We start from the raw sequence: 21,359 nt of genomic DNA on the forward strand, positions 1-21,359 counted from the left end.
CCCGGGCGCGCAGCGAGTGCCCAACGCTCACGGCGAGGCGGCTGCGGCGGGCTCGAGGCGTTGGCAAACGGCCTCGGTCAGCGCGCCTGGCGCGGGCAGCTCGGCGCTGGCGGTGCTGGCCTTGAGCGCGGCGTCGCCCCACAGCACGCAGACGTCGGCCGCGGCGGGCTCGCTCAGGCTGAAGGCGCCCGGGACCCGCACGCGGTTGCCGCAGCGCACGTCGTCGCCGTCGAGGGGCAGGCTCCACGCACCCGCCTGATAGACGGCCACGCGCTGCTGCCCCTCGTGACCCGGGCGACAGCTGAGCTGCACGGCGAAGCGGTCGGACAGCAGGAAGCTCTCCGGGTCTTCCGTGACGCTGCCATGACGCTCGCGCAGGACGGTCAGGCTGAGGTCGGGCCGCGCCTGCTGCAGCGCGGCGTCCGAGGCGCCGACACGCTCCTGCGGCTCGCTGGGAGGCTCGCTCGGGACCACGCGGGCGATGCCACGCTCGGGCTCCGCCGGTTCCGCGGGACGCAGCACGAACACCCACGCGGCGGCGGCGGCCACTCCGAGGGCGGCCACGGGGGCCATCCAGCGCGCACGCTGGAAGCGCGGGTGGCTCAGCACGGGGGCCACGGCGACGGCGGGCGCCGGCACGGGCGGCGACGAGGCGCCTGGGGTTGCTGCGCTCGGGGGTGAGGAGACGTCGGCGTGCTCGGACGGCTCGTGTGCGTCGGCCAGCGTGGCACCCGCAGGCAGACCGGGCAGCGCGGGCAGGTCCATCGGCTCCGCGCACGTGTCGGCGCACGCTCGGCACGCCGGGCACGCGCCCAGGTGCTCTTTCACGGCGCGCGCCTCGTCGCCCGGCAGCTCGCCCAACACGAAGCGCTCGAGCCTCAGCCACGACACGGGGGTGCTCACGCACACGAGCTCCTGCTGCGTGTTCATGCGGCACCCCCCGCGCTGGCGTCATCCGTCGCGTCCGTGTCCGCGGTGTCTTGCGCGGCCTCGCGCGCTGCGCTCTCCTCGCTGAGCGCGCCCATCGCCACCAGCTCGGCGCGCAGCGTGGCCATGCGGCGCACGACGGTCTTGCGGCTCACGCCCATGACGCGCGCGATCTCGGTCTGGTCCAGGTCGTCCCAGTAGCGATAGACCAGCACCTCCACCGTGGCCTCGTCCAGCCGCTCCATGAGCTTCAGCAGCAGGTCCTGTCCCAGCACCTGCTCATCGCAGCGCGTGCGCACCACAGCGCGCAGCGCGGGGGACTCGCGGTGCAGCAGGCGGGCGTGGGTGTTGCGGTCGCGGAGCATGGTCAGGCAGCGGTTGGTGACGGCGCGGTAGAGGTAGGGGAGCTCGACGTCGACGGCGCCGCGCTCGAACAGGTCGGTGAACAGCCCCTGCACCACGTCGAGGGCATCGTCGCGGTTGCCCAGGAGGCGCGTGGCCTTGCGCAGCAGCGCGGGCCCGTAGCGGCGGTAGATGTCCATCGGCGGAGTACAGGTGACACTACGGGGCGTTCCTGCAAGCGCGGTAGGCCCCGTTGGGGTGCGCCTCGTCCAGCACCACCTGGCAGGTCTCGCTCGCGCCGCAGTCGGCGTCGGCGCTGCACTCGCTGCAGGCCTGCCACGTGGCGATGGGGGCGCACACGTTCCCGGCGCACTGCGTGGGGCTCTCACAGGCCACGCCCAGCGGACGCTCGTCGACGGTCACCGGGTCGGCGCACTCCTCGGCGACGCGCACGCCGAAGTGCGCGATGATGGCGCGACCCGTGCCGCGCTTGTGGATGCGGAAGCGCATCAGCCCCGGCCAGGTGGGCACGCTCGTGAGAAACGACACGGGCTCCCAGTCGCTCGCCACCATCGGCTGTGTGTGGTCGACGCTGCCGTCGGCGCCGTAGTCCACCTCGATCTGCACCTGCGCGCTGTCCTCCACGTCCGCGATGACCTCGAAGCGCAGGCAGCCGGCCGTGCCGCTGCTCACCTGCCACAGGCACTCGTTGGTGCTCGCGGTGTAGAGCCCCCCGAAGGCGTCGCAGACGCTCTGCACCTCGGCCGGCTCCACGTCGAGCCCGTCGGCGTCCATGCGCTCGCTGGTGGGCTTGCCCGTGACTTGTGAGAGCACGGTGGGGGTCTCCACCAGGTCCACGCCGTAGTCGCTGGGGTGCCAGGTGCCCACCCGCGCGATGCGGCCGGCCTCGACGTCCCAGGCGCACAGCGTGTCGCCGCACCAGGCTTGGAACGAGGGGTCCTCGACCTCTTCCTCGCAGCCCGCGACGAGCGGCAGCAGGAGGGCGGCGATGGCGTAGCGGAGCGCGGCGTGGGGCTTGGTCTTGTGCATGGGGATCCGTGTCTGGGTCATGAGGTGCCTCGCTTCAGAACTGAGCCCGCAAGCCCGTGACGATGGACGCGCCGCCGCTGTCGTGGCGGTCGCCGAGGTCGTTTTGGAGGATGGGGGCGTACGTGTAGCCGCCCTGCAGGTAGAACCCCGCGTGCCGCCACGGCATGAAGCGCAGGCCCAGGGCGCCGCTCAGCTGCACCCCGTAGTCGGTGATGCGCACCGTGCGGTCTTGGTCACGCCCCGGGTCGAACACCGTGCGCGCGATGCCGAGGCCCACGCCGCCCTGGGCGTAGCCGTACAGCCAGTGGCCGGCGAGGGGCAGCGTGCCGCGCAGCTGCAGGCCCACCGCCCACGCGCGCCAGCGGTAGTGGTCGTCGTCCTCGGTGCTGAACAAGCCGCGGTAGAAGTCGCGTGACTCGAGGCTGTCGAAGGTCAGCAGCACGCTCAGGTGGCGGAAGACTTGGCGCTCGACGACGGCGGAGATGCGCGCGTCCCACGCGCCGTCCAGGAATCCGGGCTGGTACCCAAACGCGTTCAGCCTGTCCGTGTAGTCGCTGGCGCGACCGCGGTGGGTCATGCCGAGGCCCAGCTCGAGGCCCCAGGCCATGCTCGGACCGCGCTGGCCTTCCCGCGCCGTGGCCTGCTCTTCCGTGATCTCCTGACAGCCGCTGGTGCCCAGCACGTGTACGCCTCGCGCCGGCAGGGTGACGCTGCAGCTGCGGATGGTGCTCGCGCCGCGCCACAGGATGTCGTAGCGCCCCGGGGGCAGCGCCAAGCGTAGCGCGGCGCCCGCGGCCTTGGTCAGCTCGGCCATCACGGCGCCGCCGCGCGCTCGCGTGATCAGCAGCTGCCCCTCCACGTTGGCGGGGAGCTCCAGCTGCGCGGAGGCGCGCGCGGGGTAGGTCAGCGCCACGGCGCCGTGGCCGGTGAGGTTGGTGTCCAGCGTGACGTGCTGGCCGCCCACGGCAGTGCGCGACGTGTCTTGCAGCGTGCGCGCGTAGGCGTAGCGGTAGGCCTCGTCCAGGGCCACGCGGCCGTCGCGGTTCTCGTCCGCGCCGCCGCGCAGGGCCACCAGCAGGTGGTGCGTGAAGTACCCCGCGGACAGGCGCTCGGATTCCTGGCTCAGCTCGGTGCCGCTGCTGCTGGCCATGACCGCCACGCCGCGCGTCTGCAGCTGCTGGATGGAGTTGTGCGAGAAGTCGGCCGTGGGGTTCGCGCCGCGCACGCGGGAGTAGGCGCCGCTCTGGCAGGCGTCCAGCACCACCAGCGTGAGCGTGGCGGGCAGCGCGTCGATGGCGCTGCGCAGCTCGGTCAGCGGGAACTCCTCACGGCCCAGGCGGAGCGCCTGCGACTGGGCGTGCCCCGAGTAGTAGAAGAACACCACGCTCTGCTCGTCGCGCGCGGCGTGCGCGGCCAGCCGCTGGCGCAGGCGGGCGAGAGAGGCGCGCAGCTGGGCGCGGGTGGGCGAGTGCAAGAGGTCCACGCCAGCGGGCGGGTAGTGACCCAGCTCGACCAGCACCTCGGCCACGCGGTCGGCGTCGCGCTCGGCGAAGGCCAGCGGCTCTTGGCCAGGGCCCCCCGCGTTGCTGCCCACCACCAGCGCGTAGGCGTGCGCGTCGGGGGCGAGCTCCATGCGCTCGGGGCGCGGCGCGCTGCCCTGAGCCTGGCTGCGGGCCGGGTGGACCCCGTGCAGCGCCAGCAGCGCAGCGCACAGGGGCCCGAGGAGGTGAGGCGTCTTCGGCATCTTGTACGTGCTAACGCGCGAACCGCCGGGGGTGGGACATGGGCCGCGAAAATTTTGGCGCTCCCGACGTGGATGTGGGTCAGGAGAGCGTCCGCGTGGCTGGGCACAGCCGAGATTCATCACGGCGATGGTGGAAGTGAAGCCGGTAGCGTGGGCGGCGCGAGCTTGGCGGACACCGCTCCGTCGAGGCGGGCGTTGGAGACCCTGGGTTCTACGCTCGGAGTACGTAGGTGTAGAGGCTGTTCGATGCGCCGTTCGCTATCCGCAGCTGCGCCCACGCCGTTGGCCAGACGAGTCCGTACTCGCCGCGCAGTCCAAAGGCGGTCGGGCTGGGGGACAAGGCACCATCGAACTCCCACGTGCCGCCCCGTGTGCGGCGCAGCACCTCGCCGCTGTAGCCGCCGAGCGCCTTCGCGAAGTCGCGCAGGTTCCGTTGCCGTTGCCCCGAAATCCTCGCCCAGAGCCCACCAGGGACCGCTTCTACCAAGACGTCGATGAACTCCTCCAGCTGCTCGACACTGGCAACCGAGTAGTCGAGCTCGACGCCAGTAACCACTCGCACCATCTCAACGAGGTCTTCCGAGTACGCCCGCATGACGTCCCCGGGGAGCGGTCGCGCTTCTCCGTCCTTCATCGATCCGATCCGTACCACGCTCGCTCATGCGAACCCACAGACTTGCAGGGACAATGCATGCCCGCGCTGAGCGAGCCACGTCGCGCGCTCGATGCCCACGGATGACGACCTCGACGCCAGAGCCACTCCAGACACCTGATGGCTGTCGTCCCGCCGCGCGCGGGCTTCAGGGGAGGAGCGGCGCGAGCAGCCCGAGGGTCACGTCCAGCGCCGCCGCGCACGCGACCGTGTCGGGGTCCGTTGGCGCCGTGGGCGACTCGCAGCCAGCCGCGTCGAAGCCGTGGTCGGCGCCAGCGTAGATGGTGATCGCGTAGTGGTCGGGGGCGCTCTGTGCAGCCGCGTAGCCGTCGGCCTGGAGCTCACGCGTGCCCGTCTGCGTGATGGAGCAGTGGTCCAGCAGCGGGTCGAGCGACGCGTGCAGCACCTGGAGCGGCGGCGCGGGGTAGAAGAACGCGTCCACGTCCTCGCTGTCCGTGCTGAAGGGCAGCAGACCGTCGAAGCCGCAGCCCGGGTAGTACGCGATGGACTGCCGCAGCGCGGGCACGGGGCCGGGGAGCGCGGGGATGGTCACGCCCAGCGCTTGGGCCTCGCTGCGCGCCGCGAACTCTTGCAGTGCTTCGGGCAGGCGGTGGTGCGCGTAGAGCGCGGCGGTGGACGCGCCGTTCGAGAAGCCCAGCAGCGCGATGGCGCCCGCGTCCACGTCCGCCCGCGCGGCCAGCAGGCGGGTCGCCGCGTCGGCGTCGTAGATGCGGTCCAGGAGGCGCCGGGTCTTGCCGTCCGTGTCGCCCGTGATGGGCGGATAGGCGTCGGCCTGCCGTGGGTCGTCGTTGTAGTCGCAGAAGCCGCGCGAGCCGAAGCTGTCGGGCATGAGCACGACGAAGCCGAGCTCCACCAGGCGGATGGCCCAGCGCTGAAACTGCGCCTCGAGCCGCGGGCTGCACGGGCCCGGGTCGCTCGCCTCCGGCATACGGTAGAGGCCACCCGAGCCGTGCAGCACCAGCACCGCGGGGTGTGGGCCGGCGCTGGTGGGCGTGGCCAGCACGGCGCGTACGGGCTCGCCGCGCGCGTTGTCGAACGCGATGACCGAGCTGACCACGTCTGGCCCGAGGTCGGGCGCAGGGGGGAGCCCGACGTCTTGCTGTGTGGCGTCGCGCGAGCCGCCCCCGTCGGTTCCTCCGCCCCCAGCGCCGTCTCCGCAGCCGCTGCAGCCTGCGAGGCCAAGCGCGAGCAGGCAGAGCAAGAGGGTCGACGAGGCGCTGCAGAGGGTGCGGTGGTTCATGGGAACGGGTGCTGTGTGGCGGGCGCGAAGCCCTCCTGGGCCAGGGTGGCGCGCGGGTCGCGGACGATCTCCACCCGCGCGCGGGCGGTGAGCGCGGCCACGAGGTTGCCTGCTTCCACGGCCATCTTGAAGAGGGGATGTGCCTCGACGGCCACCACCGAGTGGCGCAGGTAGTTGGCGGGTCGCGCGCGCATGCGGGACAGGTAGTGCTTGCGCGCGTCCGACTCGTAGCCGGTGGTCACGCGCCAGTCGTGAAAGATGAAGACCCCGCCCTGCGCCGCGATCTCGTCGGCGCGCCGGGTGAGGGCCGCGTCGATGCACGACTGCAGCTTCTCGGCTGCCACGATGGTCCCGCGCGGGATGATGGACTGTGAGACGACCGCCGCCGGCCCCGCCCACCACACGAAGCCGTAGTCGGGGTCGAACACGTGCACGGGCCAGCGGTCGAAGGGGGGCTGGGGGCGGGGTGCGCTGGCGCTCATATGATGACCGAATAGTAACGTTTGAGTGTCGCAGGGGCAAACGGCGCGCTGGATCTCGGCGCGCCCGAAGCCCTCCGCGATCCCGTTCAGCACATGAAAATGGACGCGTTGGACTTGGCATGCGGCCCCGGTCGTGGCATCTATCAATAATGACTATATCGTCACGATTTGTTGTCGGGTGGGGTGGGTGGGCCCTGGGCGCCGCGCTCGCCCTGGGTGCGTGCGGGGAGTCCAGCCCCTTCGACCCGCGCACGGATCACGAGACGCTGGTTCCAGAGCATGCGCGGCTCGACACGCCCGAACCGCGCAACGCCAGCCGCGTGGCCGAGCGTGAGAGCCTGCTCGCGGAGGGCTGGGGTGAGGTCTCCCCGGGTCCCGGCGAGCCGCACGTCGCGCGCGTCTTGGGTGGCGGCTCAGCGCCGGAGACGGGCGCGCAGCCAGTGCGTCTGGCGGCGTTCGTGCACCTGGCGGACATCCAGCTGACGGACGACGAGTCGCCCGGTCGGGTCGCGCGCATCGACGGCCCCGGCATCACCTCCGCTGCTTATCGCCCGCACGACGCCTACTCGTGCCACCTGCTCGCCGCCATGACGCGCTCGATCCACACCGTCGACGCGGCCTTGCGCGACGAGCAGGGCGCGGGGCTCGACTTCGTCCTGCTGGGTGGCGACAACATCGACAACGCCCAGACGAACGAGCTGCGCTACCTGCAGGAGCTGCTCGGGCCCGCCGCGACCGTGGAGTGCGACTCGGGCGCGGACGACGACCCCGTCCCGGGCCTGCAGCCGGACCCGAACGACCCCAAAGACCCGTTCGACGCGCCCGGCCTCGCGCTGCCGTACTACTGGGTGACGGGCAACCACGACGTGCTCGTGCAGGGCAACCTCGTGCCCAACGCGCTGTCGCAGGCGGAGGTCACCGGTGGGACGTCCGTGGGCTTCGCGCGCGACTGGTCGCAGCCGGGCGGGCCGCTGGGGCGCACCCTCGCGCCCGACAGCGAGCGGGCCTACCTCAGCCGCGCGGGGCTGCTCGAGGCGGTGATGGCCGATGGCTCCGGCCACGGCGTGGGCGCGGAGCAAGCGGCGAGCGGGCGCGCGACCTACGCCTTCGACGTCCCGGACAGCCGGCTGCGCGTCATCGTGGTGGACAGCTCGGCGCCACGCGGCGCCGCCGGCGGGGTGATCCTGCACGCCGAGCTCGAGGGCACCATCCGCCCCCTGTTCGAGGCCGCCGCGCAGGACGGCAAGTGGGTCATCGTGACGGCCCACCACGCGAGCGCCTCGCTGGGCGACGGGAGCGGCACGGGAGGCGCGTTCGAGGCGGACGCGATCACGCCCGAGGAGTGGAACGACTTCCTGTCCGCGCAGCCGCACTTGCTGTTGTCGCTCGTGGCGCACTCCCATCGGCACCGCCTGAACGAGCTGAGCGGCGCCGAGGGGTCGGTGTTCGAGCTGCTCACCGCATCGCTCGCCGACTTCCCGCATCAGGCGCGCGTGATCGAGGTGACCGACGAGGACAACGGCTATGTGCGCGTGCGCGCGACGTGCTTGAACGTGTCGGTGCAGGGCGACCCAGTCGCCGCCGAGGGCCTGCGGCTGGGCGTGCTGGACTACGCCGTGGGCTGGGCGGACTCGAGCGAGAGCACGCCCGGGGACCGCAACGTGGACCTCTACGTGCCACGCCCGGCCGGGCCCTGAGCGCGACGACGGCACGAGGCACGAGGCACGCTCGCGCCAGAATCCGCGGCGTTCCACGTGCCACGCGGGCGGCCATGCTGCGCCGGGACTGGGAGGCAGCCAAGGACGGCGTCATGCGCGACGCGCTGCGCGCCAAGTTCACGCAGCACGCGAACCTGCGGGCCCTCTTGGTGGGCACGGGAGACGCGCTGCTGATGGTGCTGGAGGCGCGCGCTCGGTGTGTGGGGAGCGCGTCAGCAACTCCGCCCGGATCAGCGCGCCCGCGCGATGCGGCGACGCGCCCCGACGCGTTGGATGCGTCCGCTCCGGTCTTGCAGCACCAGCGCTTGGAGTCGGTCGCGCACCCAGCGGTCGGCGGCCCAGTGGCTGCGTGACTCGGCGCCGAGCGCGTAGCGACGCCGGGCCAGCGACCCACCCGCGGCCTCGCGCGTGTCCGTGCGGGCGGGAGGGACGTCGAGCGTGATGGGGTTGGTGACCAGCGCGAACGGCGGCGTGCTGTAGTCGTACGTGCCGTAGGCGACGCGCAGCCAGAGCGGCGTGTCGTGATCGGGCATCGTGACGCGCACCTCGTGGCGGGTGTGCAGGTTGGGCAGCGGGCGCGTCTCGACCACCTCGTTGCCCCGCAGCACCTCGAGCAGCGGCTCGCCCAGCGCGTCGCGCAGCTTCACCTCGACGGTGAGCCGGATGAGCTCGCCAGGCGCCGCGACGATGCGCTCGCCAGCGATGCGACCGTTGGCGGACCAGGCGATCGCGGGCCCTTGGGACAGGTACGAGCGCCCGCGCCGCGCGGCGTCCAGCACGCACGCTCGGTCGAGGCTGGGCGCGCCTCCGGGTGGCACCGGGCAGAGCACGAAGGTGCGCGGCGTGCCCAAGTGGTGCTGCGCGCGCCGGTGGAAGTCGCTGTTGCCGACGATGGGCACCTCGTTGCCGGCTTCCCACAGGTCGACCCAGTCGCGCAGCAGCGCCTCGGTGTAGCGCGGGTAGACGCCGTTCCACAGCTCGAGCGCGTCCAGCCCTTCGGCGATGCCTCCCCGGCGGAGCGCGTCGCGGTCCATCCACATGCGCGGGTCGTATTGGTGGCGGCTGATCCACCAGCCTGGGTGCGCCAGCGCGATGATGGCGCCGTCCGCGTGGGCGAGCGCCGCCGTGGCGTCCAGGTTGGCGTTGGAGGCCTTGCGGTACTCGCGGGCGTGTGCGCGCGTGCCCCAGACCACGGCGTGACCGAACTCGCCACCCACCTCGACGCCCGGCAGCACCAGCAGGTCCGCGCGCTGGGCGACCTCGGCGCCGTGGCTGCCTCCGTGGTCGGTCAGTACCAGCGCGTCGAGGTCCATCTGCGACGCGAGCTCCGCCACGACCGGCGGCGGTAAGCGCGCGTCGCGCGAGATACTCGAGTGCGCGTGGCCGTCCACCCCGAACGCGGCGTAGGTGCCGTCCGGCACCACGGTGAGCAGCCGCGGCCAGTCCTCGGTGACGGGGGCGGGGGGGCCTCGGCGCGTCCCGTGGCTCGCTTGGCCGCTGGACCCGCTCACCGCGACGACCAGCGCGCCGCACAGCACGCCGAGCGCGAGCGGACCGTGCCTAGCGCGCGGCACCTGGGTCCTCCGTGACGGTGGCCGTAGGCGCGTCCGTCGCCGTCGCCGTCGCCGTAGCCGTCGCCGTCGTGGCGGCCGTGGCGGTGTCCCCGTCTGCGCGGGTTGGAACGCCGAGCGCGCGCGCGATGTCCGCACCCACCAGCTGCCAGTAGCGGCGCGCCCCCGCGCGGTTCAGGTGGACGCCGTCCGTGCTCTCGCTCGCGCCGAACGGGGCCGACGGAGAGTCCGCGTCGATGACCACGGCGGGCACGTCGCCTGCGCAGCGGATGGCGCTGGCCGCCTCACGCTGCACGCTGCGCACGCGCGCGATCTTCTCGCTCCAGCCAGCGCGGCCGGGATTGGGTGGGAGCAGCCACACCACGCGCCGCGCGCCGCGTTCGCACAGCTCCTGCCCGAACGCGCGCACCAGCCCCGCGTAGGTCTCGCGCCAGGCTTGGTCGTGGTCCCAGCGCACGGCGCCAACGCGCCGCTGGCCGCGCATCAGCCGCACCGGCTGTGTGTCGTTGCCGCCCAGCAGCACCATCACGCCCAGGTGGCCGCCGAGGGCCGGCCCGCGCCGCACGCTGCGGGGCCAGTCGTAGAAGTCGGGGCGCGCGAGCCCGCTCGACGAGCGCCGACGCAGCTCCACTGAGACCCCTGCGGTGCCCAGCTCGCGCTCGACGGTGTGCCCGAGGTGACCGCCCACCGACGACGAGCCCAGCAGCACCGCCGTCGCGCGGGTGGCGGGTTCGGTCGCAGTGGCGCGCGGCGCGGCGCACACCAGCAGGAGCGCCCCCGCCAGCCACGGGAAGGTGTGGGCGGCGCCGAGGGCGCAGCGGCCCCGCGTGTTCACGGAGCCCCCCGGCTCGCTACGGCTGTTCCTGTGACCCACGGCGGGAGCATAGCCGAGATCCGGGGCGCGCGAGATGCCGCCACGAGCGAGGCGCCGAGAGACTGGCGCGCCGTCCCGAACGCATCGACCATGGGCCATGACCGACGCCAAGCGCTGGCCTCACGACGACCCCGCGGTGATGGCGCAGCTCTCGACCATGAGCGACGCGGGCTTGCACGCGCTCATGTGCGACTGCGCCGAGCACGCGCTCGCCGTGTGCGCGCCCATCCATCGCGACGCGGGGTTCGACCTGTTGCCAGACCACGGGCCCATCGACGTGAAGCGCAGCTGGCTGGCGGGCGCGTGCAGCGACGCCGAGCTCACGGAGGCTCAGCAGGGCGCGGTCTGGCACTGCTACTGGGGCAACCCCATCGCGCTCGGTGCGGCCGTGCTGGGTGCGGCGTGGCAGCCCGGGAGCGGGCTCGCGCTGGCGGAGGACGAGACCTACGCTGAGGCCATGACGTGGTTCGACACCGCGCTCGCCGCGGCCTGCGATGTGATGCACGAGGCGGTGGGCGGCGTCGGCGACGTCGTGTTCGGGCTGCGCTGGCGCGCGGACGGTCCCGCGGTTGCACCTGAAGCCGCCGAGGCTGCGCGCGCGGCCGAGCGCGCGTGGCAGCGCGAGCGCGTGACCGAGCTGCTGCGTGGGGCGGACTCGGAGCGGTGAACCGCCTACACTGGGGGTGATGCGACGTTCCCTCCGAGTGTCCCCGTTCCGGTCCTTCTCGCTTGGCGCGCTCGCGCCGTTCGTCGCCGCCGTGTTCGTGATCGGGTGCGCCCAGTCGCACGCGTCGTTCGAGGACGGCGGGGCGCGCGACACGGGCGGCGGAGGGGGTGTGTGCGCCGTGGCGGCGGACTGCACGCTGCTCCCGGCCAGCTGCTGCGGCGCGTGCGGCGCGCCTACCGCCAGCGACATGATCGCGGTGCGCAACGAGGACGTGGAGGTCAACCGTGCGCGTGCCTGCGCGTGCGGCGTGGGCTGCCCAGAGTGCTTCATGCAGCCGGACGCGTTCTTGCTGGCGGTGTGCGCGGCCGGCGCGTGCGAGGCGCGCGACCTGCGCACGGACGACCTGACGGTCTGCATCATGGACGACGACTGCCAGCTCGCTCCGCGCGACTGCTGTGGCTGCGGCCAGCTCGGTCTCGGCGACACCATCGCGTTCAACCCCAGCCGCGGCAGCTACGGGGAGCTGGTCTGCGACCCTCGTCTCATCTGCCCGCCGTGTGCGCCCCTCCTCGATGGCCTGCGCGCCGCGTGCGTCGCCGGCCACTGCGACGTGGTGGAGGCGAGCGCGCCCTGAGCGCCTGAGCACCCTGGCCGTGTGTCCGCTGCGGACGCGCTGGCATGCGACGTGCTTTCCCTCGCACGAACGCACGCCCAGCGCCGTCCCCATGCACCACGGTCCCGAGCTCACCGTCGTCCTCGTCGTCACCCTCACGTTGGTGCTGGGGGCGTTTGCGCGCGGAGTCAGTCAGCGCCTGAACTTCCCGTACACCATCCTCATGCTGCTGATCGGCGCGGTCATCGGCGTGGGCCTGCGCGTGTCGGCCGTGGGTGGGGAGACGCTGGCGCAGCTGCACCAGCACCCCATCTCGTCGGACCTCGTCATCTTCGTGTTCCTGCCGGCGCTGGTGTTCGAGAGCGCCTTCGCCCTCGAGCCGCACGCGTTCCGCAAGAACCTGGGGGCCGTGCTCATCTACGCGGGTCCTGCGCTGCTCGTCGCGGCGGGGCTCACGGCCGCGCTGGTGGTCGGGCTCACCCACGGCACCTGGAGCTGGACCTGGCCGGCCGCACTCGTCTTCGGCGCGCTGATCAGCGCCACGGACCCGGTCGCGGTCGTGGCCATTCTGCGCGAGGTGGGCGCCCCCAAGCGGCTCAGCCTGCTGATCGAGGGGGAGTCGCTGCTGAACGACGGGACCGCCATCGTGCTGTTCACCGTGCTGTTGAGCGCCTGGGTGTCTGGCGAGGCGCTGGACCCCGCGCACGCGCTCGGGCACTTCGCGTGGGTGGTGCTGGGCGGCGTCGGCGTTGGTCTCGCGCTGGGGAGCGTCGTCATCGCGTGGCTCGACCGCACGTTCAACGACCCGCTGGTGGAGATCACGCTGACCGTGGTGACCGCCTACGCCGCGATGATCGTGGCCGAGGCGCTGCTGCACGTCTCGGGCGTGCTCGCCATCGTGACGGCGGGCATCTTGGTGGCGGGTCCCGGGAGGGCGCGCATCAGCCCGTCCGTCGCCCACTTCCTGCACGAGTTCTGGGAGATGCTGGCCTACCTGGCCAACACGCTGATCTTCTTCCTGGTGGGCGTGCTGGTCGCCGCCAACGTGGGGGTCTCGTCCCTCGAGACGCTCTGGCTGTCGGCTCTCGTGTTCGTGGGCGTCGTCGCGGTGCGCTTCGTCGTGGTGTTCGCGGCGCTCCCTCTCGCCAACCGGACCGTCGCGCGCCCGGTCGACGCGCGACAGGCCACGCTCATCGCGTGGAGCGGGCTGCGGGGCGCCGTGTCCCTCGCGCTCGCGCTGCTGGTCAGCCAGCGCAGCGATGTGGACCCGCTGGTCGGGCAGCAGATCCTGCAGGTGACGGTGCTGGTGGTGCTGGGGACCATCGTAGTCAACGGCAGCACCACGGGATGGCTGCTGCGTCGCCTGGGGCTCGCGCAGGAGGGGCCCGCAGAGACGGTGGCCGCGCTCTCGGCCGAGGTCTCGGCGCTCGCCAGCGTGCAGGAGCGCGCTGTCGAGGCCGCGCAGCGGGGCGGGCTCCGCGGGTTGCCCTGGCCGTCCGCGTTGGCGGCGCTCCAGACCCGCCGCCTCGCTGCGGACACCGACCTGCGGCGCGCCCACGAGGTGCTCGCGCGCTCGGGCGCCCGCGAGATCGCCGAGAACGCGTGGCGCGCCGCCCTGGCCATCGAGCGCAGCACGTACCGTCGCGAGTTCGCCAGCGGTACGCTGGGAGCGGAGGCGCTCACCTGGCTGGAGCATGAGCTCGACGTCCACGGTGACCTCGTGGAGGCGGGCGACTTCCAGCGCGTGCCACGCCTCGACGCGCGACCCTCCATGCGGCTGATCGACCGCGTGCTGCGCAACCTGGGTGTGCCCTTCGGACGCTACGCGTTCCGGCGCATGCGCGTGCGCTACGACATCGCGCGGGTCTGCGTCACCGCGGCGACGGCCACCGAGCGCTGGCTCGCCGAGCGCGAGGGCGAGTTCCCACCGGACGTGCAGGCGTCGCTGCTGGCGGCGTACCGGGAATACCACGCCGAGGCGCGCGCGGCGCTCGAGGACCTGCGCGTGAACCTGCCCGAAGTGACGGAGGCCATCGAGCGGCGCCTGCTCGAGCGCGTGATGCTGGGCTTCGAGCAGCAAGCCTACGCCGGGCTGGACCGTGACGGGCGCCTGGCCGAGTCGCTGGCCCTCGCGACGTCGAAGGACGTCCAGAAGCGCCTTTTGCGGCTCTACTTCCAGGACGCCACGGTGCCGCTGCGCGAGACGGCGGAGCTGTGCCGCAGCGCGCCGCTCTTCCGCGAGGTCGACGACGACACCATGCGTCGCCTCGCCGAGATCACCGTCGAGCAGGTGGTCGACCCCGGCGAGTGGCTGTTCCACCAAGGCGACCCCGGTGACAGCATGTTCGTCGTGGCGCGCGGCGCGGTGGAGGTCTTGGACGAGGGCGGCGACGAGCCGCAGCGCATCGCCACGCTGGGTGGTGGCGACGTCTTGGGCGAGATGTCGCTGCTGTCGGGCGAGCCGCGCAACGCCGGCGCGCGCGCGCTCACGCTGGTCACGGTGGGGCGCGTGACCCGCTCCGACTTCGAGCGGTCGATGGAGGAGCGCCCCGCCATGCGGGACGTCATCTGGACGGCGTACACCCAGCACGCGCGCGCGAACGCCACGCGGGCGGAGGAGCGGAGCTCATGATGTGTAGGCGCCCTTCGCGGGACCCACGGACGTCCGCGCAAGGCTTGCGCGCCAACCTTGGCATGGCGCCTTCTTGCGCGGCTCGGCGCGACGCTTCGTCACGCGGAGAGGGGTGAGGCACGCGTGCTGCAAGTCCCGCGCTCTCGGTCTCGGCTCCCGCGTGACGTGCGCTCGCCGCTCGGAGGGGGGCTGCGCCGGCTGCGGCTGTCGGCGGCCGCGATGGTGACCGTGCTCACCGTCAGCTCGGCGGGCTACTGGGTCCTGGGGCAGCTGCACGCGCACGAGGTGCTCGCGCCCGCCATCCCCGCGCCGTGGCGCCCCTTCGACTGCCTCTACATGACCGTCATCACGGTCTCCACCATCGGCTACACGGAGACCCTGCCGTTGCCGCAGGGCGTGACCATGGAGGACTTCGAGGACGTGCGCTTCTACACCATGGGCGTCGTGCTGTTCGCGATGCTGGTGGTGGGCTTCGCCGTCTCGTCGGGGACGGCGTTCCTGGTGGAGGGCGACCTGCAGCGCTACTGGGCGAGGAGGCGATCGATGATCGAGACGAGCAAGCTGAGCGGGCACTTCATCGTGTGCGGCGGGGGCGTGACGGGCGAGGTCATCCTCGACGAGCTGCTGGCGACGCGCCACGCGGCGGTCGTGGTGGACATCGACGAGGCGCGCCTCGAGCAGCTGCGGACGACGCGCGGTGTGCCGGTGGTCCTGGGGGACGCCACCACCGACGAGGTGTTGCTGCAGGCCGGCATCGAGCGCGCGGCGGGGCTCGCGGCGGCGCTACCCGGGGACAAGGACAACGTCTTCCTCATCATCACGGCCAAGCGGCTGCGGACCCACCCCGGCATGCGCATCGTCTCGCTGGCCAGCGCCGACGCGGTCAGCGAGAACCTGCGCGCGGCGGGCGCGGACGCGGTCGTGTCGGCGTCCACCATCGGCGGCATGCGCCTCGCGTCGGAGCTCTTTCGGCCGCAGGTGGTGAGCTTCTTGGACCTGATGCTGCGTGGGCACGAGGAGCCCATCCGCTTTGCACAGATGCCCGTCGGCGCGGCCTGGGACGGCAAGACCCTGTCCACGCTGGGCGCCCACGAGCGCTTCGGGCTGCCCGTGCTGGCCCTGCTCCCCGAGGGCGAGACGGAGTTCCTGTTCAACCCGGGCGCGGACCAACGCTTGGCCGCGAACATGACGCTGGTCACCCTGGGGTCGCCCGCCCAGCTGAGCGCGCTCGAGCGGGCCCTCGGGGCGTCCACCGCCGAAGCCGGCTGAGCATGGCGTGACGGCCCACGTGGCGCCGCGCTCATCTTCAGTCGGCCGACTCGAGGTCGATCTCGGCCGCCCACGTGCGTCTCTGAGCGCTGCTCGAACTGGGCGGCCGTCTTCAAGTAGTCTCGGGTCATGGGCATGTTCCTCCGAGCTGTCGCGTTGGGCGCATGGTACGCGCGGCCGGCGCACTCTCCACCTCGGCGAGCGCGGGTTACGCGCCGCGCGGGCTTCGTCGTCACGAGCGCCAGCATGCTCGCCGTGCTCAGTGCAGTGGTCTTGCTCCACCCGCCGCCCGCGTCGGCCCGCGTGTTGCCGCCCGACACCCGGATGATCGAGGCGCTCCAGGCGGCGCGGCCGTCGTTCGAGCGCTGTGCGCTGGACTCGGGGCTGGCCGAGACCGCGTTCCACACGCTGGCGCTGCGCATCGAGACCGAGGGCCACCGGGTGGCGCGCGTGGTGTGGAGCCAGCCCTTCGTCGGGCCGCGCGTTCCGCCCCTGCTGGCGTGCATGCGCACCATCGTGCGCGTGGCCCTGCGGCCGCGTCGCCTGCACGTGCGGGCGTCGGTGCGCTTCACCTTCGTGCCGCTGCCGGACCTCGACTTCCCCATGCAGCCGGCGCCGGCAGCCCCCAGCCGCGTCATGAGCGCGGCCGAGGCCGAGCAGCTGCGCGTGGAGCTGGCTGCGCTGCCCGACGACGCCGCGCGTCTGGCACGGCTGAACGCGCAGGAGTCCGCCGGCGTGGCCATCCCGACCGACGCGGTCGCTTCCATCGAGGCCACCTTTCGTGCGCCGGACCTCCGCGTGGGGGGCGCGCTGTGTCGGGTGGTGTCCGGGCCGCGGGCGCTCGTGCGGGTGACGCGGGGGCTCCCCGGGCCCGACGCGAGGCGCCTGCGGGCGCTGACGCGTGGGCGCTGCGGGGTGGCGGTGCCGTAGCGGCGGGGTGCTCCGCGACGGTTTCCCCGGCGGGCGCGTTCAGGCCGCGCTGGACTGGCTCGCGGGCTCCAAGAAGGTCAGGAGCTTGGCGCCGAGCTCACGCCGGAAGGCCGGCGTCGTGGGCGGGCTGTGCTTGGCGCCCGCCAGCAGCTCGGCGTGCGAGAGCGTGGGGAACAGCTCTGCCGCGCGCGCAAGCAGGCGCTCGCCAGGGAAGCTGTGGTCGTGCTCGGCCGCCATCACGAACACGGGCGCGGCGAGCGCGGCGAAGTCGCTGGGGCGCGCCAGCGGCGGGACCTCCATGTTCATCCGGTAGCTCTGGAACGCGACGTTCAGGTAGTCGCGCCAGTCGTCGTCGGTGGTGGTCAGCAGGTTGCCCAGGAAGCGGTCGCGGTTGTTCTCGGTGGGCGACCAGCGGAAGCGCGCCATGGGCCACGCGAGCTTGGTCACACCCTCGAGCGCGCTGCCGTTGACCAGCCCCGCTGGCACGAGGAGGGCCAGGCGCGCGACACGGTCCGGCGCGTACGCGGCGAAGCGCTGCGCCACGAAGCCGCCCCAGCTGACGCCGAGCAGCAGCGTGCTCGGGAGCGCGAGCCCGTCGAGGACCTCGCCGAGCCACCGGGCGTGGGCGTCTCCCTTCACCGGCAGGCGCGTGTCGGCGCTCATGACCGACTGGCCCAGCACGTCCACCGCGTGCACGCGGAAGCGGTCGGTCAGGTGCACCAGCTCGCGCAGCAGCAGCGCGGAGGTGGCCATGGCGCCGTGCAGGATGACCAGCGGGGGGGCGTCTTCGGGGCCAGCGCTGAGCACGTGCGTCTCACCGAACGAGGTGGCCACGCGCTGCGTGGTGGTGGGGACGGGGATGTCGGTGCGGATGCGCTCGTACCAGCCGAGCATGCGCTCGCGGGCCTCGGCGTTCTTGAACAAGGTGCTCATGGGTCTCTCCGCTTCGGCGAGTGGTTGCGCAGCAGCTGATTTACTTGGTGGGCGACGAGCGCGGTGGGGTCCGAGACCGTGCGCTGTACCCACGCGATGAGCGCGAAGTAGAAGATGGACAGGTAGGTGACCGACAGCAGAGTGGGGTCGCAGCCGGCGGTCAGCTCGCCGCGTTCGCGCGCGCGTGCGGCCAGCGCGGCCACGGCGTGGCTGGCGCGCTCGGTCTGGGCGGCGAAGCGCTGCGCCCAGGGCGGGTCGGCGAAGAGGGACTCCTTCAGCGCCACCCGTGAGAGCGCGGGGCGCGCTTCGTAGAACGCGAACATCGCGGCGGTGAGCGCGCCCAGCTGCGTGGCGAGCGAGCGCTTGCGTCGCGCGGCCTCGATGGCGTCCGAGAGCGCGGTCTCGAGGTCCTCGTACAGCGCCGCGTGCAGCAGCCCGCGCTTGTCGCCGTAGTAGTGCAGCACCGTGGGCGCCGACACGCCCGCGCGCGCGGCGATCTCGCGCAGATTGGCACGCTCGAAGCCCAGCTCGTCGAAGGCGTTGCGCGCCTCGGCCAGGACGGCCTGCTGCGTGGCTTGCTTGGCGGCTTCGCGTTGGTTCGCGGGGGCGCTGGGGGGTGGTGGACGGGACGGGGTCACGGGGCGTGCGGGGCCATTTCATTGAACGTGTTCAACGAAATGGAGCGTAGGGGTCGGCGGCGCGCGGGTCAAGGGCGGGCGTGCTGCGGCGCATGCGAGGCTGGGCACACGAACGGCGAGCGACGCTCGTCGAGCTCCGCTAGAACCACGACACCCGTGGGGTTGCCCGCTCGCTGGGGTCGAGACGTGGTCTGTCTCACGCGCGGACCAGAGCGCTGGTGCGCAACAGAGGCGTCGCTCGCCAATGCTCCATGAGCCGCTCACGGTGGTCTTCGGGCAGACAGAAATCACGAGCCGCGACGACGGTCTTCCAGGCTCCGGCGAGCCGCGCCAGCGTGCTGTCGACCAGCCCCCGGACATGGTCTGGGCTGACTTGGATGCGTCCCGCCAACCGGTCGAAGGTGGCCGCGTCCAGCTGCGAGAACGGCTTGGTGGATGCCAGGTTGAGCGCCAGCGTACGCGACAGCTCGGGCCACGCTACCGTGGCCACCTGGTCGTACAGCGGCGCAAGGGAAGGCCGCACCGCGTCGCGATAGAGCAACGACCAGTTCTTGAGGTGTGCGTCGCCGTTGCCGCACGCGACCATCAGCACCAGGCGGCGAATGAACTCGTCGCGAGCCGGTCCACCCATGATCTGCTCGATGATGCGGGCCATCTGGTCGTAGCTGACGTGGTCGTAGCGGTGGAGGGGTGCGAGGTTCACGACCTGCGCGAAGTCCTCCTGATGGACCTTGCCTCCGGCTGGCGTACGGTCGTACCTGCGCACCGCCAACACGGAGGTGTCCGGCGGCGCGTATGCGCCCAAGCTGCCCGCGAGGTCGGTGGCTGACAGGAGTCGAAACTCGGGCACGTCGAAGCCCGCTTCCCGTGCCCAACGCATCATCGCGGCTTCGTTCTCTGGGATCTTGGGAAAGCGCTTCGAGTCCAGCTTGACCAGCCATTCGCCAAGGGCACCGTGAGCTGGCAGGGAGATCTTCTCCTCCGCGAGCAACACGGAGAACTTGAGCTGCACACCTGCCAGAGAGAACCGCATGGACTCTTGGTCGCGCGCGCCGGGCACGGCCGGCCCGATGGCATCGTCGAGGTGCGAAGGCTCCTCGACGCCCGACGCGCTCAGCAGCCGCACTTCGACGGCGCCAGGGAGGTCGCGCCCCAGCGCGCTGAGCAGCGACAGGTCATCGCCGGGGGCGAGTCCGAGGGCTTGCTCGAGGACGGGTCGCAGCTCGCCCTCTTGGTCGGGCACGAGGTTGGCGAAGAACGGCGGAAGGTCGCCTGGGTCCTTGCCCCGGTAGGCACGGGTCAGATCGTCCTCGAACTTTTGGCCGAGCACGGGACGCGGGTGGTGGCTTCGGTAGGCGTCGGTGAAGCGCAGCGACCAGCGGCCGCGAGGGTCCTCGGCGAGGGTCCCCACCACCAAGCCATGCAAGCGCACCTCGTACTCGGCGGTCATGCAGACGCTTGCAGCAAGTAGTCGATGGACGGGCGGTCGGACAGGGTCCACGCCGCCATGCGCTCGGTGAACGGCTGCAACACGGCGTTGAGGGTGGCCTCTCGGAGCGCGAGGAACGTGCCCACCTCCCCCCGGCGCAGCGCGTGGTGCGCTTCCTCCGAGATGGCGTGGGAGGCCATGACGGTGGCGTCGTATGCCGTGGTCGACAACGCGGATCGGGCGATGCCCGCGCCCGGTAGCAGCGCGCGGTTGGCGGGGCTCCCCTGAAGCTGTCCCTTGCCACCGACAAGACGCCGGAACGCGCGCGTGCGCTCCGAGTCGATCAACGCGGCCACGTCGAGCGGCTGTGCCGTCACGAGGTCGCGCGGGTGGAGGCTCGCCAGCGCGAGCACGCACAGTCGGCTCTCCGCCGCGCGAGCGTCGAAGCGCTGCGGGACGGTGGGCACGGTCGGCTGCTTCCCTACCAGGGCCAGCAGCTGGCGCACGGTCTCCTCTTCGTGCGCGCTCACGATGCGCACCCCAGTGCGTTCGAAGCGTCGATCGTCCAAGGGCGAGTCGCTCAGCAGCGTGCGCCACACCCAACGCGACAGCAGCGTGAGCGACCGCGCGCTGGGCTCTGGGTGCAGGTGAAAGAAGCGCGTGAGGATCGAGAGCACGGTCGTGCGTGGGAGCAGATGCAGGTGGGGCACTCCGGCGTGCTGACGGAGGAAGTCCAGCACGCGCGCGAGCGCAGGGCGTGCTCTTTCGGCAGTACCCGCGAGGAACGCCGGATCGTGGCGGTGATGCGCGTCGAGGCTGCGCGTCACGTCATGTCCTTCGAGGGCCACCAAGCAGCGCAGCAGGTCGCTGGACGGGAGCCGTCCCATGCCTTGCCGAGCGAGCGCGTCGCCGAGCCCTCGCAGGGTCGAGGGAGAATCGGCCTCTTGCTGGCCGTAGAGCGCGTCGTGGACCACCTCCCACGACAGGCGCTTTCCGGCGCTGTTCACGCGGTGGAAGATCTCGCGCAGCACGTCCGACTCGTGCGGGCCCACGTCCACCACGTAGGCGGGCACCTCGTACGCGCGGATGCGCGCGCCCGCCGTGCGTACGGTGCGGCTCAGCTCGGGGTCTGTGCCGTGCTTCCAGCGCGCGATCCACTGCTCCAGGCGTGGGCCATCCAGCAGCTCGTTCACGGGGACCCACCAGGTCGGGATGACCCCGCGCTTCGGTGGCGCGGTGAAGCTGTCTTGCGCCGCGTCGAAGTACACCACGTACGGGTCCGTCGGGGTGCGCGGCAGGGGGGAAGGTCGCGCCAAGCTGGCCGTCAGGCTCACGAGGCGCTGCTGACCATCGACGACATCGAGTGCGTGCTGTTCCTCCCGCGCGTGGATGACGAGCGGACCGAGCTCGAAGCGCTTGGCCGGACCGGGTCGCTGATGCAGTAGCAGCGACCCGATGGGGTAGCCCCGGTAGACGCTGTCGAGCAGCTTCAGGACGTCGCTGGCTTTCCAGACCAGCAGCGCTTGGGGCACGACGATACGCAGGTGTCCTGCCAAGACCCAGCTGGTGAGCTCGGGAATGGTCTTGTTCTCGGCGGCCAGCGCAGGGAGCGGGGTGGACATGCGGG

The 21,359-nt window shown here is 72.3% G+C and carries 19 protein-coding genes; 6 read left to right on the forward strand and 13 right to left on the reverse strand.

The genetic code is table 11. From position 1 onward, the window contains the following. Window positions 1–27: 27 nt before the first annotated feature. The 7 genes from H6726_04790 to H6726_04820 form a co-directional block, all read right to left on the reverse strand. A complete protein-coding gene (locus H6726_04790; protein ID MCB9656948.1) occupies window positions 28–930 on the reverse strand; it encodes a zf-HC2 domain-containing protein in 903 nt (300 codons plus the stop codon). After that, a complete protein-coding gene (locus tag H6726_04795; protein ID MCB9656949.1) occupies window positions 927–1,469 on the reverse strand; it encodes a sigma-70 family RNA polymerase sigma factor in 543 nt (180 codons plus the stop codon). Before H6726_04795 ends, H6726_04790 begins: the two co-directional genes overlap by 4 nt. Before the next feature lie 19 nt (window positions 1,470–1,488). Continuing rightward, entirely contained in the window at window positions 1,489–2,340 is an 852-nt protein-coding gene (locus tag H6726_04800; GenBank protein ID MCB9656950.1) for a hypothetical protein, read from the reverse strand. Between the two features lie 13 nt (window positions 2,341–2,353). Further along, the gene (locus H6726_04805) at window positions 2,354–4,063 is read right to left on the reverse strand and encodes a caspase family protein (protein MCB9656951.1); all 1,710 of its coding nucleotides are present in this window, start codon (window positions 4,061–4,063) and stop codon (window positions 2,354–2,356) included. 211 nt (window positions 4,064–4,274) lie between these two features. Beyond that, window positions 4,275–4,697 (reverse strand): hypothetical protein, encoded by a 423-nt coding sequence (locus H6726_04810; GenBank protein ID MCB9656952.1) that lies wholly within the window; start codon window positions 4,695–4,697, stop codon window positions 4,275–4,277. Between the two features lie 166 nt (window positions 4,698–4,863). Further along, window positions 4,864–5,976 (reverse strand): dienelactone hydrolase family protein, encoded by a 1,113-nt coding sequence (locus H6726_04815; GenBank protein MCB9656953.1) that lies wholly within the window; start codon window positions 5,974–5,976, stop codon window positions 4,864–4,866. Continuing rightward, window positions 5,973–6,458: a hypothetical protein gene (locus tag H6726_04820; GenBank protein ID MCB9656954.1), complete on the reverse strand. Its 486-nt coding sequence runs from the start codon at window positions 6,456–6,458 to the stop codon at window positions 5,973–5,975. Before H6726_04820 ends, H6726_04815 begins: the two co-directional genes overlap by 4 nt. A 149-nt stretch (window positions 6,459–6,607) precedes the next feature. Here H6726_04820 and H6726_04825 point away from each other — a divergent pair, with 149 nt between their 5' ends. Continuing rightward, window positions 6,608–8,155, forward strand: a complete 1,548-nt coding sequence (locus tag H6726_04825) for a metallophosphoesterase (protein ID MCB9656955.1) — start codon at window positions 6,608–6,610, stop codon at window positions 8,153–8,155. A gap of 251 nt (window positions 8,156–8,406) precedes the next feature. Here H6726_04825 and H6726_04830 read toward each other — a convergent pair whose 3' ends face one another. Together H6726_04830 and H6726_04835 are read right to left on the reverse strand one after the other, a co-directional pair. After that, window positions 8,407–9,750, reverse strand: a complete 1,344-nt coding sequence (locus tag H6726_04830) for a PHP domain-containing protein (GenBank protein ID MCB9656956.1) — start codon at window positions 9,748–9,750, stop codon at window positions 8,407–8,409. Further along, window positions 9,737–10,621, reverse strand: coding sequence for a DUF459 domain-containing protein (locus H6726_04835; GenBank protein MCB9656957.1), 885 nt, complete (start codon window positions 10,619–10,621; stop codon window positions 9,737–9,739). The genes H6726_04830 and H6726_04835 overlap by 14 nt, the downstream gene beginning before the upstream one ends. Window positions 10,622–10,718: 97 nt before the next feature. Between H6726_04835 and H6726_04840 the strand changes: the two genes are divergently transcribed. The 5 genes from H6726_04840 to H6726_04860 all read left to right on the forward strand — a co-directional run bounded on the left by H6726_04840 (window position 10,719) and on the right by H6726_04860 (window position 16,732). Beyond that, window positions 10,719–11,288, forward strand: coding sequence for a hypothetical protein (locus tag H6726_04840; protein MCB9656958.1), 570 nt, complete (start codon window positions 10,719–10,721; stop codon window positions 11,286–11,288). 19 nt (window positions 11,289–11,307) lie between these two features. Beyond that, entirely contained in the window at window positions 11,308–11,922 is a 615-nt protein-coding gene (locus H6726_04845) for a hypothetical protein (protein ID MCB9656959.1), read from the forward strand. Between the two features lie 91 nt (window positions 11,923–12,013). Then, window positions 12,014–14,533 (forward strand): cation:proton antiporter, encoded by a 2,520-nt coding sequence (locus tag H6726_04850; protein MCB9656960.1) that lies wholly within the window; start codon window positions 12,014–12,016, stop codon window positions 14,531–14,533. 123 nt (window positions 14,534–14,656) lie between these two features. Continuing rightward, a complete protein-coding gene (locus H6726_04855) occupies window positions 14,657–15,802 on the forward strand; it encodes a potassium channel protein (GenBank protein ID MCB9656961.1) in 1,146 nt (381 codons plus the stop codon). 246 nt (window positions 15,803–16,048) lie between these two features. Beyond that, entirely contained in the window at window positions 16,049–16,732 is a 684-nt protein-coding gene (locus tag H6726_04860; GenBank protein ID MCB9656962.1) for a hypothetical protein, read from the forward strand. Between the two features lie 39 nt (window positions 16,733–16,771). Here H6726_04860 and H6726_04865 read toward each other — a convergent pair whose 3' ends face one another. The 4 genes from H6726_04865 to H6726_04880 all read right to left on the reverse strand — a co-directional run bounded on the left by H6726_04865 (window position 16,772) and on the right by H6726_04880 (window position 21,354). Continuing rightward, window positions 16,772–17,665 carry an alpha/beta hydrolase gene (locus H6726_04865; protein MCB9656963.1) on the reverse strand — a complete coding sequence of 298 codons (894 nt, stop codon included), beginning with the start codon at window positions 17,663–17,665 and terminating at the stop codon, window positions 16,772–16,774. Next, window positions 17,662–18,303: a TetR/AcrR family transcriptional regulator gene (locus H6726_04870; GenBank protein MCB9656964.1), complete on the reverse strand. Its 642-nt coding sequence runs from the start codon at window positions 18,301–18,303 to the stop codon at window positions 17,662–17,664. Before H6726_04870 ends, H6726_04865 begins: the two co-directional genes overlap by 4 nt. Window positions 18,304–18,499: 196 nt before the next feature. Beyond that, complete coding sequence (locus H6726_04875; protein ID MCB9656965.1) at window positions 18,500–19,753, reverse strand: HipA domain-containing protein; 1,254 nt, start codon at window positions 19,751–19,753, stop codon at window positions 18,500–18,502. Continuing rightward, window positions 19,750–21,354, reverse strand: coding sequence for a DUF262 domain-containing protein (locus H6726_04880; GenBank protein MCB9656966.1), 1,605 nt, complete (start codon window positions 21,352–21,354; stop codon window positions 19,750–19,752). The genes H6726_04875 and H6726_04880 overlap by 4 nt, the downstream gene beginning before the upstream one ends. Window positions 21,355–21,359: the final 5 nt, after the last annotated feature.

The organism is Sandaracinaceae bacterium (assembly GCA_020633055.1).
In the GTDB taxonomy this organism is placed as follows: Bacteria; Myxococcota_A; Polyangia; order Polyangiales; family Houyiibacteriaceae; genus JADJJE01.

What these genes read in the sequence shown, in the direction of transcription:
- H6726_04865 (MCB9656963.1), bottom strand. Translation starts at nt 17,665, where the DNA reads ATGAGCACCTTGTTCAAGAACGCCGAGGCCCGCGAGCGCATGCTCGGC.
- H6726_04840 (MCB9656958.1), top strand. Translation starts at nt 10,719, where the DNA reads ATGACCGACGCCAAGCGCTGGCCTCACGACGACCCCGCGGTGATGGCG.
- H6726_04795 (MCB9656949.1), bottom strand. Translation starts at nt 1,469, where the DNA reads ATGGACATCTACCGCCGCTACGGGCCCGCGCTGCTGCGCAAGGCCACG.
- H6726_04815 (MCB9656953.1), bottom strand. Translation starts at nt 5,976, where the DNA reads ATGAACCACCGCACCCTCTGCAGCGCCTCGTCGACCCTCTTGCTCTGC.
- H6726_04825 (MCB9656955.1), top strand. Translation starts at nt 6,608, where the DNA reads ATGACTATATCGTCACGATTTGTTGTCGGGTGGGGTGGGTGGGCCCTG.
- H6726_04810 (MCB9656952.1), bottom strand. Translation starts at nt 4,697, where the DNA reads ATGAAGGACGGAGAAGCGCGACCGCTCCCCGGGGACGTCATGCGGGCG.
- H6726_04845 (MCB9656959.1), top strand. Translation starts at nt 11,308, where the DNA reads ATGCGACGTTCCCTCCGAGTGTCCCCGTTCCGGTCCTTCTCGCTTGGC.
- H6726_04850 (MCB9656960.1), top strand. Translation starts at nt 12,014, where the DNA reads ATGCACCACGGTCCCGAGCTCACCGTCGTCCTCGTCGTCACCCTCACG.
- H6726_04880 (MCB9656966.1), bottom strand. Translation starts at nt 21,354, where the DNA reads ATGTCCACCCCGCTCCCTGCGCTGGCCGCCGAGAACAAGACCATTCCC.
- H6726_04860 (MCB9656962.1), top strand. Translation starts at nt 16,049, where the DNA reads ATGCTCGCCGTGCTCAGTGCAGTGGTCTTGCTCCACCCGCCGCCCGCG.
- H6726_04820 (MCB9656954.1), bottom strand. Translation starts at nt 6,458, where the DNA reads ATGAGCGCCAGCGCACCCCGCCCCCAGCCCCCCTTCGACCGCTGGCCC.
- H6726_04875 (MCB9656965.1), bottom strand. Translation starts at nt 19,753, where the DNA reads ATGACCGCCGAGTACGAGGTGCGCTTGCATGGCTTGGTGGTGGGGACC.
- H6726_04805 (MCB9656951.1), bottom strand. Translation starts at nt 4,063, where the DNA reads ATGCCGAAGACGCCTCACCTCCTCGGGCCCCTGTGCGCTGCGCTGCTG.
- H6726_04790 (MCB9656948.1), bottom strand. Translation starts at nt 930, where the DNA reads ATGAACACGCAGCAGGAGCTCGTGTGCGTGAGCACCCCCGTGTCGTGG.
- H6726_04800 (MCB9656950.1), bottom strand. Translation starts at nt 2,340, where the DNA reads ATGACCCAGACACGGATCCCCATGCACAAGACCAAGCCCCACGCCGCG.